10 protein-coding genes, 1 tRNA gene and 1 pseudogene are annotated in these 12,858 nt (G+C 73.6%); 9 read left to right on the top strand and 3 right to left on the bottom strand.

Annotated features, from left to right (window positions below):
* The first annotated feature begins 109 nt into the window (after nucleotides 1-109).
* The gene (locus tag BN3788_RS13425) at nucleotides 110-856 is read left to right on the top strand and encodes a response regulator (protein WP_066586854.1); all 747 of its coding nucleotides are present in this window, start codon (nucleotides 110-112) and stop codon (nucleotides 854-856) included.
* 59 nt (nucleotides 857-915) lie between these two features.
* Nucleotides 916-2,021 (top strand): annotated as a pseudogene (locus BN3788_RS13420) (HAMP domain-containing sensor histidine kinase).
* 15 nt (nucleotides 2,022-2,036) lie between these two features.
* On the opposite strand, the gene BN3788_RS13415 reads toward BN3788_RS13420, so the two are convergent.
* Nucleotides 2,037-2,306, bottom strand: coding sequence for a GlsB/YeaQ/YmgE family stress response membrane protein (locus BN3788_RS13415; protein WP_066586851.1), 270 nt, complete (start codon nucleotides 2,304-2,306; stop codon nucleotides 2,037-2,039).
* Between the two features lie 182 nt (nucleotides 2,307-2,488).
* On the opposite strand from BN3788_RS13415, the gene BN3788_RS13410 reads away from it, so the two are divergent.
* Nucleotides 2,489-2,561, top strand: a tRNA-Arg gene (locus BN3788_RS13410).
* A gap of 340 nt (nucleotides 2,562-2,901) precedes the next feature.
* On the opposite strand, the gene BN3788_RS13405 is transcribed toward BN3788_RS13410, so the two are convergent.
* Together BN3788_RS13405 and BN3788_RS13400 are read right to left on the bottom strand one after the other, a co-directional pair.
* Nucleotides 2,902-4,248: an FAD-binding oxidoreductase gene (locus BN3788_RS13405; RefSeq protein ID WP_066586849.1), complete on the bottom strand. Its 1,347-nt coding sequence runs from the start codon at nucleotides 4,246-4,248 to the stop codon at nucleotides 2,902-2,904.
* 65 nt (nucleotides 4,249-4,313) lie between these two features.
* Entirely contained in the window at nucleotides 4,314-5,570 is a 1,257-nt protein-coding gene (locus BN3788_RS13400) for an ROK family protein (protein WP_066586846.1), read from the bottom strand.
* Between the two features lie 135 nt (nucleotides 5,571-5,705).
* Here BN3788_RS13400 and ggh point away from each other — a divergent pair, with 135 nt between their 5' ends.
* The 6 genes from ggh to BN3788_RS13370 all read left to right on the top strand — a co-directional run bounded on the left by ggh (nucleotide 5,706) and on the right by BN3788_RS13370 (nucleotide 12,857).
* Entirely contained in the window at nucleotides 5,706-7,043 is a 1,338-nt protein-coding gene (gene ggh / locus BN3788_RS13395; protein WP_066586844.1) for a glucosylglycerate hydrolase, read from the top strand.
* Nucleotides 7,040-9,259 carry a xanthine dehydrogenase family protein molybdopterin-binding subunit gene (locus BN3788_RS13390; RefSeq protein WP_159066900.1) on the top strand — a complete coding sequence of 740 codons (2,220 nt, stop codon included), beginning with the start codon at nucleotides 7,040-7,042 and terminating at the stop codon, nucleotides 9,257-9,259. Before ggh ends, BN3788_RS13390 begins: the two co-directional genes overlap by 4 nt.
* A complete protein-coding gene (locus BN3788_RS13385; protein ID WP_066586840.1) occupies nucleotides 9,259-9,750 on the top strand; it encodes a (2Fe-2S)-binding protein in 492 nt (163 codons plus the stop codon). Before BN3788_RS13390 ends, BN3788_RS13385 begins: the two co-directional genes overlap by 1 nt.
* Nucleotides 9,747-10,691 carry an FAD binding domain-containing protein gene (locus BN3788_RS13380; RefSeq protein ID WP_066586838.1) on the top strand — a complete coding sequence of 315 codons (945 nt, stop codon included), beginning with the start codon at nucleotides 9,747-9,749 and terminating at the stop codon, nucleotides 10,689-10,691. Before BN3788_RS13385 ends, BN3788_RS13380 begins: the two co-directional genes overlap by 4 nt.
* Before the next feature lie 112 nt (nucleotides 10,692-10,803).
* Nucleotides 10,804-11,748, top strand: coding sequence for an LLM class flavin-dependent oxidoreductase (locus BN3788_RS13375; protein ID WP_066586836.1), 945 nt, complete (start codon nucleotides 10,804-10,806; stop codon nucleotides 11,746-11,748).
* On the top strand, nucleotides 11,745-12,857 hold the full coding sequence (locus BN3788_RS13370) for an NAD/NADP octopine/nopaline dehydrogenase family protein (RefSeq protein WP_066586833.1): 1,113 nt from the start codon (nucleotides 11,745-11,747) through the stop codon (nucleotides 12,855-12,857). The genes BN3788_RS13375 and BN3788_RS13370 overlap by 4 nt, the downstream gene beginning before the upstream one ends.
* Nucleotide 12,858: the final 1 nt, after the last annotated feature.

The following is a 12,858-nucleotide window of genomic DNA, read 5'->3' as shown; positions in this document are numbered from 1 at the left end:
GGCGGTCGACCACCAGCCTGGAGCCCCGCCACGAAGGGCCCCTCGCCGTTCGATCAAGGTTCGATGAAGATCGCGCGGCGGCTCCCCGGGGGCGGCGGCTGCGCCCAAGATGGTGCGCGTGACCCCGACTGCGACCGCCTCCTCCCGCCGCGCCGTCGTCGTGGACGACGAGGAGCCCCTGGCCCGCCTGGTCGCCGGGTATCTGGAACGCGAGGGCTTCGAGACGCGCCTCTGCCATGACGGCGCCCAGGCCCTGGACGTGCTGCGCGAGGTGGACCCCGACGTCGTCGTCCTCGACCTGGGCCTGCCCGGAGTGGACGGCGTCGAGGTGTGCCGGCGGTTGCGGACGTTCTCCGACTGCTACGTCGTCATGCTCACCGCGCGCGCCGAGGAGGTCGACACGCTCATCGGGCTGTCCGTCGGGGCGGACGACTACGTGACCAAGCCCTTCAGCCCGCGCGAGCTGATGGCCCGCATCACCGCGATGATGCGCCGGCCCCGCAACGGCGCCGCCATACCCGCCACCTCCCATCGCGCTGAGTCGGTGTCGCGCGTGCTGCGCGCGGGCGACCTGCGCATCGACGTCGACGCCCGGGAGGTCCTGCGCGACGGCGAGCTCGTGGCGCTGACCCGCACCGAGTTCGACGTGCTGGCGACTCTGGCCGCCCGTCCCGGCCGCGTGTTCAGCCGCCAGGTGCTCATTGAGGCGGTGTGGGGACCCGGCTGGGTCGGCGACGAGCACCTCGTGGACGTGCATGTGCTGCATGTGCGGCAGAAGCTCGGCGACACCGCCGAGGCGCAGCGTTACGTGCGGACGGTGCGCGGCGTCGGCTACCGCATCGGCGCGGGCGCGTGACCAGGGCCCGGGCGGCGTGGGGCCTCGGCGCGCGGCTGCTCGGCGCGCTCGCGGTGGTGATGGCCGTCGGCGCCGCGACCGCTGCCCTGGTGGCATCCGCCGTCGGCCCCGGCCTGTTCCACGAGCACATGGTGAGCGCCGGCTTGGGCGATCACGACAGCGCCGTGCTGCATGCCGAGCGCGCGTTCCGGGATGCCAGCGCGGTGTCCCTCGGGCTGGCGATCGGCGCGGCGGCGGTGGCGTCGGCAGCGGTCAGCGTGGTGCTGACCCGCCGCATCGGCAGGTCGGTGTCCGCCGGCGCGTCCGCCGCCAACCGCGTGGGCTCCGGGGCTTACGACCCCCGGGTGCCGGCGCCCGGGCTGGGCGCGGAGTTCGACGACCTCGCGCACTCCTTCAACACGATGGCCGCGCGCCTGCAGGAGTCGGAACGGCTCCGCGCCCGGCTGCTGGCCGACGTCGCACATGAGGTCCGCACCCCCGTCGCGACCATCGCCGGGTACCTCGAGGCCGAGGAGGACGGCGTCCGCCCGATGGGCAAGGACACGATCGCCGTGCTCCGCGACCAGGCGGCCCGCCTGACCCGCCTCGCCGAGGACCTGGCCGCCGTCACGCACGCCGAGGCCGGCGACCTCGACCTCGACCTGCGGCCCGAGCCCGTCGCCCTGCTGCTCGAGATCGCTGCCGGGGCAGCCCGGGAACGGGCCGCCGACGCCGGTGTCGCTGTGCGCGTCGAGCAGCCCGCCGATGTGCCGCCCGTCCTGGTCGACCGCCACCGCATCGCCCAGGTGATCGACAACCTCGTGGCCAACGCCGTGCGCCACACCCGGCCCGGAGGCGCCGTCACCCTGGCCGCCCGAGCCGCCGGACCGGGGCTCGTGGACCTGACCGTCACCGACACGGGGGAGGGCATCGCCGCCGACACCTGCCCCACGTCTTCGAGCGGTTCTTCCGCGCCGACACCGCCCGTGACCGCACACGCGGCGGCGGATCGGGCGTCGGGCTGGCCATCAGCAAGGCCCTCGTCCAGGCGCATCGCGGGACGATCGCCGCCGCCAGTGCCGGGCGCGGCCAGGGCGCTGCCTTCACCGTGACGCTGCCCGCCGCGGCCCGCCCACATGACAGAACCCCCGCCGGAGGACCGACAGGGGTTCAGCCACGAGGGTGAGCCCTCCAGGGCAGGTCAGGCGCGAGCGCCCTTGTTGCCCGTGAGCGCCCCGTAGACCAGCAGCACCAGGATCGATCCGCCGATGGCCAACAGCCACGTGCGCAGCGAGAAGAAGTCCTGCAACGGGGCGTCCAGCAGGATGCTGCCCAGCCATCCGCCGAGCAGCGCGCCGATGACCCCGAGCGCCAGCGTCGCGATCCAGCCGCCCACCTGCTTCCCCGGGAGGATCAGTTTGGCGATGGCGCCGGCGAGCAGCCCCAGCAGCATGAAAGCGAAGAATCCCATGTCAACCTCCAGATGGCGCCTCTCCCGTTGACCGTCGCACGTCGGCGCAGTGGCTGCATCCGGAGCCGCGTGGCCGGGGCCAGCCAGCGCGGTGTGGCAGTCGTCACCAGGGCGGCGGGGGAACTCAGTTTGGGTCCAGGCCCGCGGGACGGTATTGTCATCGTCGGCCCGCCAAGGGCCACGCGCCCGTAGCTCAATGGATAGAGCATCTGACTACGGATCAGAAGGTTGGGGGTTCGAGTCCCTTCGGGCGCACAGTAGAGGAAGGCCCAGCACCGAGTCGGTGCTGGGCCTTCGTCGTTGCCGTTGCGTCTCGTGCTCGTGGGGGAGGGTGGACGATCGCCGAGGTCGACATCCGTCAGTGTGCTGGGCGATCTGGAGACCATGGGCCTTCTGTTCGAGTCCCTCGTGGTGCGCGGTCAAGCTTGGGTCAGCGTCCATCGACGTGTGGGCCGCGAGACTGCTGAAGCTCGCCGCCGACATCGACACCGACAAGGTCGGATCACCGGCCGTCTTGGCTGTCATCACCGCTCGGCCCCTGACCGCAGCAGGCCGCCCCCGAACGAGCAGGATCCGTGGGAGGGCGACGGTGGCGTCAGCTGGGATCGAGGGCCGACCAGAGCAGGCGCCCCGGATCGAGTTGCTCGCGCGCGGCGCGCACGCGGTCGAGCGCGTCAAGGGTGAGGCACTCCTCGACGCGCCCAGGGAGTGTGAGGTCCGCTTCCCCCACGTAGCGACGGGGGTGTGGGCCCTCACCCGTGACGGCGGCGCGCGCCCACGCGGCGTTCGACCTCGCGTCACCCTCGCCGCCCTTGCCACCTGGGCCGCCCGCATCCGTCGCCCCAGGCCGCCAGTGCGCGTAAGCGGAGACGCTCGTGGCGCCCTGGGGCCGATGGACCGCGTCGATGCCCGGGTCGGAGGCCGGCGCTGGTGTCACGAGGATGCTCGAGCGGTCCGACGGCGCGGCAGCGGCCGCCTGGACGACCTCCGGGAGCAGCTCGGCCCACGGCCGGTTGGTCCACACGTGATCGGACCAGAGCGCGTCGCCCTCGTGCCTGGGGAGCGTGGCGACCATCGACGCGAGGCCCAGGTGGGCGGCCGCATCCGCGCTCCCGGTGCCCGGCAGATCGGCCAAGGGCGCCAACAGGCGACTCGCGTGGGTCGGGCTGGCGCCGAAGGCCGTGGCGGCGACAGTGAGCACCGCGCCGTCCGCTGGTGCTCCTGCGCGAGTCGCGCGGCGGGCGAACACCGTCAACTCCAGCCCGTCGACTTGCGCGGCGCGCAGGGTGTCGAGAGCAGCCCCGAGCTGCGCCGCGTGCTCGCCACCGACGGTGAGGAGCCGCCGGGCGATCGCCGGGACGCCGCGAACGAGGCGCAGCTCGAGGCCCACCACGACGGCGGGGAACGCGGGGCCCGCGCCCCGGGCGACGGCCAGCAGGTCGGGTGTGGAGTCGGGCGTCAACCGTGAACGGCGCGCGTCGGCAGTGATGACGTCCACGGCGACGACGCGCTCGCATGCGGCGCCCCAGGAGCCGCCGTTCCAGCCGTGGCCGCCAGCCAGCAGGAATCCCCCGAGCCCGACCGTCGGGGAGTGCCCGATGGGGAACGACCAGCCCGAGGCGTCGAGCAGCGCGGCGGCCTGTGCGACAGTCGTGCCCGGGCCGACCCACGCGGTGCCACGGCTCGGGTCGACATCGATCCCGTTCAGGTCGCGCAGGTCGAGCGCGAGGCTCCCGTGCCGCAGGTGTGTCGCACTGAGGCTGTGGCCGCCGCTGCGGACAGCGAGCCGCAGGCCCTCGCGTCGTGCGGTGCGCACCGCCTCGACGACGCCGTGGATGTTCGCGGGCCGGGCTATTGCGGCCGGCTCGGCCGGGGGCTGGTGGGCGGATGCCGACAGTGCGCGTCGTGCCGCGTCGTAGCCGGCGCTCGCGCGGTCGACCACGAGTCCGGCGAGCCCTGTGTCGGGCCCGCCCCGGGGAGGGGGCGCGTCCCCTGGCCGGCCCTGTGTCACGTCGTGGCGCCACCCGTCGAGGCGTCGCCGCCGGCGATGGCCGCGTCGACTGCCGCCGGCGCGTAGACGAGGTCCACGACCTTGCGGGCGAGGCCGACCACGCCGCCGTCCGCGCCCAGTCGGGCCGACGTGACGGTGAGGTGCTGTGTGGTCCGGTCGGAGACGTGGTCGCGGATCACGGCGTCGACGGCACTCACGACGCGCGGGAGCCGGCCCAGTGTGCCGCCGAGCACGACGGTGTCGGGGTTGATGGTGGCGACGACGGTCGCGAGCACCCGCCCGAGGGCAGCGGAGGCCGTGTCGAGCTCGGCGCACACAGTGGCGTCGCCTGCCGAGACGCGCTCGGTGATGTCGCGCAGGTCCTGCACGCCTGTCTTCGCGAGGCGCCGGACCAGCGCATGGCCCGAGGCCCAGGCGGCGAGGCAGCCCCGGCGGCCGCACGTGCAGCGTGGCCCGTCGGCTGTGAGGCGGATGTGGCCGATGTCGCCGGCGGCGCCGGCCGACCCCTCGAGGACGTGGCCGCCGTCGACGATGCCGGCGCCGATCCCCGTCGCGTATTTGACGGCGAGCACCGTCTGACCGGATCCGGCGACGCTGGACTCGCCCAGGGCGAAGGCGCGCGCGTCGTTCTCGATGACCACCTCGGCGTGCCAGCGCTCGCGCACCGTGGCGGAGATGGGGAAGGACTGCCATCGGGGCATGGTGGTGGACCGGCCGAGCACGCCTGTGAGCGGGTCCACCGGCCCAGGGATGCCGAGCGCGACGCCGATGAGCTTCTCGTCGTCGTCGCCGGCGTCGACGAGCTCTTGGGCGATGTCGAACACCGTGTCGAGGTAGGGCCCCGCATCCGTGTCGATGTCCATCGCGACGTCGCGCATGCGCAGGATGTCGCCGCGCACCCCGGTCACGCAGAGCCGGGCGTGCGTCTGGCCGAGGTCGAGCACCAGGACGACGCGCCCACGATCGTCCCATCGCAGCAGCTCGGCGCGGCGGCCCGGCCCGGCGCCGTCTCCGTCGGGGCCCGCAGGCGCCGAGCCCGCCTGGTAGACGTATTCGTGGGCGAAGAGCGCGTCGAGCCGGTCGAAGAGCGTGGTGCGCGACATGCCGGTCGCCGCGAGGAGCTGCTGGCGCGTCCAGCCGGGCCGCGAGCGGATGAGGGCGACGAGCGAGCCGTGCGAGCTGGGCGAGGGCGGGGGCGCGGTGGCCGCATCCTGCAGCGGCGGCGCCAGGCCTGCTGTCGAGTCCTCGGCCATGGAGCCCCCTCCCACTCATGCCCGACTCTCGGACGAGCGGCATCTTGCCACTGTTGACGTCGCCGCACCAGTCCGTTACGTTCAGCGACTGAACGCAATTCCCCGACGCACGATGGCGTGCAGAGGTGTGAGGTCATGATCAGCAGAGCGGCCGACCGGCTGACCGACGCGGCTGCCGACGTGCTGCGCGGCAACGACCGCGGGGCGCGCACGGTGGCCGCGCCGGACCTGTACCCGCATCAGTGGAGCTGGGACGCCGCGTTCGTGGCCATGGGCTGGGCGCGGATCTCCGTCCCCCGGGCGCTGCGTGAGCTCGAAGGGCTCCTCGCGGGCCAGTGGTCGACGGGGATGATCCCGCACATCGTCTTCTCGGAGGAGGGCGGGTACTTCCCCGGGCCAGAGCGGTGGCGCACCGAGCGGGCCGCGGCGGCGCCGCACAACGTGCGAACCTCGGGAATCTGTCAACCTGGCGTACATAGTTTGGCTCTGGCGGTCATCGGCTCACAGGCCCGATCCCGAGGGGGCGCGGACGCAGAGCTCTTCGAGGCGTTCCTGCGCAAGACCTTCGACTCCTGGTTCGCGTGGCACATGTGGCTCGGCGACGTCCGGTCCACCAACCCCGCTGGCCTGGTGGAGATCCACCACGGCTGGGAGTCGGGCATGGACAACTCGCCCCGCTGGGACCAGGCGTACCGGCGCGTCAACGTCGGCATGCTCGAGCCGTACGTCCGCCAGGACCTGCGCCACGTGGCCGAGGCCGACCAGCGCCCGTCAGACGGCGACTACGACCGCTACGTCTGGCTGCTCGACCAGCTCGCGTCCGTCGCATACGACGACGACGCAGCACGCGACATCATCGACTTCCGCGTGGGCGACGTGTTCTTCACCGCCGTCCACGCGCTGTCGTGCGAGATGCTCGCCGACCTCGGAGCGGGCATCGGCCGCCACCAGCAGGCCCAGGTGCTGCGCAGCATGTCGCGCCGCGCCTCCGACGCGGTCGCGCGCACCGTCTCACCGACCACGGGCCTGGCACGGGACCTGGACCTGCGGACCGGCGCCTGGCTCGAGTCGGAGACCATCGGAGGCTTCGCGCCGCTGCTGTGCGGGGACCCCGCGGCGCTGGGCGACCTCACTGCCCTGCTGATGGGCGAGCGGTGGTGTGGGCACCCCGCGCTCCACCGCCCCCTGCCGCCGACCACGTCGCCCGCCAGCGCGGCCTTCGTCAGCCACAACTACTGGCGCGGCCCGCAGTGGCCAGTGCTCACCTGGCTGCTGTCCTGGTCGCTCGCGCACCGCGGGCGGCACGACGAGGCCGGGGCGCTGCGTGATGCTGGGCTGGCCCAGCTCGACGACCTGCGCTTCGCCGAGTACTACGACGCCGTCGACGGGCGCCCCCTCGGCTCGATGGCGCAGTCATGGACGGCCGCGGCCGCCCTCGCCTGGCAGGACCGACCGGGCGGGTGGTGGGCATGACCGACATCGCCAGCACGCCATGGGTCGGCCGCTCGCAACCAGCAGAGGAGGCGCCGGAGATCGTCACGGGCGCCCTGCAGTACGTCACCGACCTGCGCCTGCCGGGCACGCTGCACGGCGTCGTGGTGCGCAGCACCGTGCCACATGCCCGGCTCGACGGCGTCGACGTCGACGCGGCCCGTGAGCTGGAGGGCGTCGCCGCCGTGCTCGTGGCGGCCGACGTGCCGGTCAACGCGCTCGGCCCCCGTGACGTCGACGGCCCCGTCCTCGCCGACACCGTCGTCCGCCAGGTGGGCGAGGCCATCGCGCTGGTCGCCGCGAAGGACGCCGCCACGGCGCACCGGGCGGCCGCGCTCGTGCGGGTGGCCCTCACGCCGCTGCCGGTGGTCTCGGACATGGCCGCCGCGCTCGACGACGACGCCCCGAGGCTCCACGCCCACGGCAACCTCTCCGGGCGCATCGCATTCCGATCGGGGGATGTCGACGCCGCGCTCGCCGGCGCCCACCTCGTGGTCCACCACGAGGTGCGCACTCCCGGCCAAGAGCACGTGGCCATCGAGACTCCGGGCGGCACGGCCATCTGGGAGGACGGCCATGCGACCGTCTGGTGCGGCTCGCAGAACCCGGGCCTCCACCAGCGCAAGATCGCCCGGGCGCTCGGGGTCGAGCCCGACCACGTGCGCATGATCGGCGGCCCCGTGGGCGGCGCGTTCGGCGCCCGCAATGACGACCCGATGCCGGTGTACCTCGCGCTGCTCGCCCGCGCCACAGGCCGGCCCGTGCGCCTGCACACGACGCGTGAGGAGGTGATGACGGCCGGGGCCAAGCGGCACCCGTTCCGCACCGAGATCACCGTCGGCTTCGACGCGGACGGGCGCATCCTCGGCTCGCGGGTGCGTGCGCTCGCCGACACCGGGCCCGTCATCACGTCGGGGCCCAACGTCATGAAGACCTCGGCAGAGATGTCCACGGGGCCGTACGCCTTCGAAGCAGCCGAGTTCGACGGCACAGTGGTCTACACGAACAACGCGAACGCCGGAGCCTTCCGCGGCTACGGCGTCCCGCAGGTCGCCTTCGCCGTCGAGAACGCCATGACCCGGGCTGCCCAGCGCCTCGGCGTGGACCCCGTCGAGATCCGGCTCCGCAACGCCCTGCGCGGAGGCGACCGGCACAGCCTCTACGGGCATCTCACGACCGAGAGCCTGCGCGTCGACGAGGCCCTGCGGATCGCAGGTGCGCACCCGTTGTGGGCGGACCGCGACGAGTGGGCGGCGGGCGCCACCTGGCCCTGGCGGCGCGGCACCGGCGTCGCCGTCGCGATGAAGGGCGTCGGCATGGGCAGCGGCACCGGCGACACCGCCCGCGCACGCCTGCGGATCGACGGGACCGGTCATGTGACCATCTGGGCTGGCCCCAACCACACGGGACAGTCGATCCAGACCACCTACCGGCAGGTCGCGGCCGACACGCTCGGCATGTCCTATGACGACGTCAGCGTGATCGTCGGCGACACAGCCGTCGTGCCCGAGTCAGGGCCGACGGCGGCGTCGCGCTCGACCTACGCGGGGGGCGCGGCGGTGCACGCGGTCTGCCTCGCGCTGCGCGAGGACTGCGAGCGCCTGGGCCTGCACCTCGACACCGACGCCGCCGGCACGGGGGAGAAGCTCGAGGCGCTGGGCCGCGCGGAGCACGCCGCCGAGTTCCGCCTGCCCGACACCGAGCACATCGGGCTCGTCCCGCATGCGGACCTGGCCACGTTCGCGCCGCACCGCGTGTACGGGTCGTGCGCGCAGGTAGTGCGCGCCGAGGTCAACGTGCTCACCGGTGAGATCCGGGTCCCCGAGCTGCTGTGCGCACTCGACTGCGGCACGCCCATCAACCCCGGTGGCGTGCTGGGCCAGGCCGAGGGCGGCATCCTCCAAGGCCTCGGGCTCGCGCTCATGGAGGACCACGTGGTCACCGACGGCATCCCGCGCACCACGAGCCTGGAGAACTACCTCGCCCCGACGGTGGCGGACGCGCCGCGCATGCACACCGTCCTCGTGCCCGGCGCCGAGGCGACCGGCCCGTACGGCGCCAAGGGCATGTCCGAGGTCGTGGTCGTCCCGACGCCGCCCGCCCTCGCGGCGGCAGTGCTCGACGCGGTCGGGGTGCTGCCGGCCGAGCTGCCCGTCACCCCGGAGCGCCTGCTCGCACTGATGGAAGAGGTGGCGTGATGCGCGTCAACGGACAGAGCGTCGACCTCGCCGCCGCGGCTGACGCGCTCGGCGTCAAGGTCGACGAGGTGGCGGGGACGCGCCTGCTGGACGTGCTCCGCGACGGCCTGGGACTGACCGGGGCCAAGGAGGGCTGCGGCATGGGCGAGTGCGGCAGCTGCACCGTGCTCGTCGACGGTCGCGCGGTGTGCTCCTGCCTCGTCCTGCAGGGCCAAGTGACCGACGCCGACGTCGAGACCGTCGAGGGGCTTGCGGACCGCGGTGGCGCCGACCTGCAGGAGGCGTTCGTCCGGCGGCAGGCGGTGCAGTGCGGGTACTGCATCCCGGGGGTGCTCATGTCGTGCGCCGCGCTCCTCGAGCGAGTACCTGAGCCCACCGACGACGACATCCGCGGCGCGCTCGACGGCAACCTGTGCCGCTGCACGGGGTACAACCGGTTCCACGACGCCGTGCACGATGTCGCGCGCGGCCGCTGCGCAGGCGCCTCATGACCGGCCCCGCGCGTCTCGTCCGCCCGCGCCGGGTCGCCGAGGTCAGCGCGCTCCTGGGCGGCGCCCGGCCCGTGGCAGGGGGGACGGACCTGCTCGTGCAGCGTCGCGCCGGCGCGCCGCACCACTCTCTCGTCGACCTCACCGGGCTGGAGGACGCGCCGCCGCCGCTCCGGGTGACGGCCGGGCCCTCGCCGTCGCTGGTGCTGTCAGCGGTCGCGCCGATCGCCGTGGTGGTCGACGCGCTCGACGGCAGGTTCCCGGCACTGGCTGACGCGGCCGCCTTCTTCGCGTCGCAGCAGATCCGCAACCGGGCCACCATCGGGGGGAACCTGGCGACAGGCTCGCCAGCGGCCGACACCGTGCCGCCGCTCCTGGCCGCGGGCGCCGTCGTGACGATCCGTGGCGCCGACGGCGAGCGCGAGGCGCCGCTCGAGGACTTCCTCCTGGGACCCCGCGCGGTCGACCTGCGCCCGGCCGAGTGGATCCTGGCCGTCACCGTGCCGGCGCCGCCCGCGGCTGGCGGCTACCGCAAGGTCGGCGGCCGTCGGGCGCTCGCGATCTCCTTCCTGGACCTCGCGTGGCAGTGGCGAGCAGATGACGGCGTGCTGCGGGACGTCCGCCTCGCGATGGGCTCCGTCGCGCCGACGGTCGTCCGGCTGCGCGGCGCCGAGGCAGAGCTCGAGGGCCGCCGCGTCACACCCGACGTCGCTCACGCGGCGATCGCCGCCGTCCAGGCGGACATCCATCCGATCGACGACCTGCGCGCGAGCGCCGGGTACCGCAGGCGGTGCGCCGCCGGGCTCCTGCGCGAGGCGTTGGGATCCATCGACGCCCGCCACCCCCACCCCGCTGCCTCTCATACACATCTGGCGCTGCCCACGACTTCAACGTCATGCGAACACCCTACCTGTCCTGTATCCGCTGGTGATATAGTCGCATAGATTGATGCTCCAGTGTCTGTCGGTACTGTGTTGTTGTTGTGAAACGCCCGGGCACCCCCATAGAACACCCCGCGTAAGCTCGTCGGCAGCGTCAGATGTGTAAAAGAAACAGATGACCGACGCGGCGCCCTGGGCCCGCCGCATCGAGGACCTCGGCTTCGACGGGGTGTGGTTGGCCGACCACTACTTCCACCGCGACGTCTCCGGCGCCCTGGCCCTCATGATGGCGGCCACCGAGCGGGTGACGTTGGGGACGGCCGTGATGTCGCCGTTCCTGCGCCACCCGGCACTCCTGGCGAGCATGGCCGCGAGCCTGCGCGAGATCGGCGGCGGCAGGTTCGTGCTGGGGCTGGGCGCGGGCGGCTACGAGTTCGCGAGCGAGCTGGCCGTCGAGATGAAGCGGCCGCTGCGCCTCACCGGCGAGGCCGTGGAGATCATCCGCCAGCTCTCGCGCGGCGACTGCGACGTGTCAGGCGAGACGTTCAGCGCACGTGGGTCGCGGCTGCGCTGGGACGTCCAGGACGGGCCCCTCTACCTGGCCGCGCGCGGGCCCAAGATGCTCGAGCTCGCGGGCAGGGTGGCTGACGGCGTCATCACGCACGGCATCGCGCCGACCCACCTCGAGTACGTCCGCGACCACGTCGCGGCCGGGGCGGCGGGACGGGTCGAGGGTGGCCGCACCTCCCTCTGCCTCATGCTCGACCTCGAGATCGGCGAGGACCGCGAGGCGGCGTTGACGGCCCTGCGGCCGCGCTGCACCACCATGGCCGGCGGCGCGTACGCCGACGAGCTCATCGAGGTGTACGGCCTCGACGTCGACGAGGTCCGCGCGCTGCGGGCCACGGTGCGCACCGGGGACCGGGCCGCCGCGGCCGCGCAGGTCACCGACGCCATGGCCGAGGCCTTCGGAATCGCCGGCCCGGCCTCACTCGTCCGAGAAGGCGTCGACCGCCTGGCCGAGGCCGGCGTCGACGAGGTCATCCTCAGCGTCGGGGGGACAACCCCTGACGCCACCCTCACCCAGCTCACCCAGCTCGCGAAGGCGGTCCTCGCATGACCCAGCTCCCCTCGTCCGCGACAGTGCTCGGATCGGGCGCCGGCGCGCTCAGCTCCGCGCTCGAGATGTCGCTCCTCGGCATCGACGTCACAGTCGCCGACCTCGAGCGTTTCCGCGCCAGCATCGACGCGATCGCCGAGCGCGGTGTCGTGCGGCTTCGCTCGCCGTGGCACCACGTCACGCAGGCCCCCGCGAAGGCGTCGCTCGACCCGGCCGGCGCGGTGCGCGGCGCCGAGCTGGTCGTCGTGTCCGTGCCCGCCTTCGGCCACGACGTCTTCGCGGAGATCCTCGCCGCGAACCTCGAGGACGGGCAGCAGGTCGTCTTCGCGGGCGAGGGCGGCGGCGCCCTCGCGCTCGTGGCGGCGATGCGACGCCAGGGGCGCCGCGTGCGCGCGCACATCGCCGAGCTCAACTCGCTGCCCTACGGCGCGCGGGTGCGCGAGCCGGGCCTCGTGACCGCCTCGCGCAAGGTCGGCGGGACCGTTGTCGCCGGCCTGCCCGCCGGCAACCCCGCCGAGGCCACCGCCTGCGCGATCTGGCCCTCTGTCACCGCGGGCGAGAGCGTGTGGGAGACAGTGCTGCTCAACTTCAACGCGATCGACCACGTCCCGCCGATCCTCGGCAACCTGGGGGCGGTGCAGGGGCGTCCCGGCAAGTTCCTCCTGTGGGGCGAGGGCGCCAGCCCGGCGGTGTGCCGCTGGATCGCCGAGATCGACGCCGAGCTCATCGCGATCCGCCGGGAGCTGGGCTTCAGCAACCTCCGCGGCTACGAGGAGTACCTCGTCGAGCAGGGCTTCGCGCCGCGCCTGGGCGCGGACCTGCATGAGACGTTGCAGTCGAGCGCGTTCGGGGACTCGACCTTCGGCACGGGACCGCAGGCCCTCAGCAGCCGGTACATCACCGAAGACGTCCCTTACGCGCTGTGCCTGATGTCCTCGATCGGGCGCGAGGTGGGCGTCCCGACCCCCACGATCGACGCGATGATCCACCTCGCCTCGATCGCGACGGGAACCGACTTCCGCGCCGAGGGACGCACGCTCGAGGCGTTCGGCCTGGCGGGTGTGGGTCGTGACGGGCTTCTCGAGGCCACTCGGACCGGGTGGTGGTGAC

The sequence above is a fragment of the Cellulomonas timonensis genome (genome assembly GCF_900046455.1).
Taxonomy (GTDB): Bacteria; Actinomycetota; Actinomycetes; order Actinomycetales; family Cellulomonadaceae; genus Cellulomonas_A; species Cellulomonas_A timonensis.
Note: the sequence above shows the minus strand (reverse complement) of the source record. Positions and strands in the feature narration are given on the sequence as shown.

Excerpts from the sequence above, each read along its gene's own strand:
- BN3788_RS13400 (WP_066586846.1), bottom strand. The coding sequence starts at position 5,570 with ATGGCCGAGGACTCGACAGCAGGCCTGGCGCCGCCGCTGCAGGATGCG.
- BN3788_RS13425 (WP_066586854.1), top strand. The coding sequence starts at position 110 with ATGGTGCGCGTGACCCCGACTGCGACCGCCTCCTCCCGCCGCGCCGTC.
- BN3788_RS13390 (WP_159066900.1), top strand. The coding sequence starts at position 7,040 with ATGACCGACATCGCCAGCACGCCATGGGTCGGCCGCTCGCAACCAGCA.
- BN3788_RS13415 (WP_066586851.1), bottom strand. The coding sequence starts at position 2,306 with ATGGGATTCTTCGCTTTCATGCTGCTGGGGCTGCTCGCCGGCGCCATC.
- BN3788_RS13375 (WP_066586836.1), top strand. The coding sequence starts at position 10,804 with ATGACCGACGCGGCGCCCTGGGCCCGCCGCATCGAGGACCTCGGCTTC.
- BN3788_RS13380 (WP_066586838.1), top strand. The coding sequence starts at position 9,747 with ATGACCGGCCCCGCGCGTCTCGTCCGCCCGCGCCGGGTCGCCGAGGTC.
- BN3788_RS13370 (WP_066586833.1), top strand. The coding sequence starts at position 11,745 with ATGACCCAGCTCCCCTCGTCCGCGACAGTGCTCGGATCGGGCGCCGGC.
- ggh (WP_066586844.1), top strand. The coding sequence starts at position 5,706 with ATGATCAGCAGAGCGGCCGACCGGCTGACCGACGCGGCTGCCGACGTG.
- BN3788_RS13385 (WP_066586840.1), top strand. The coding sequence starts at position 9,259 with ATGCGCGTCAACGGACAGAGCGTCGACCTCGCCGCCGCGGCTGACGCG.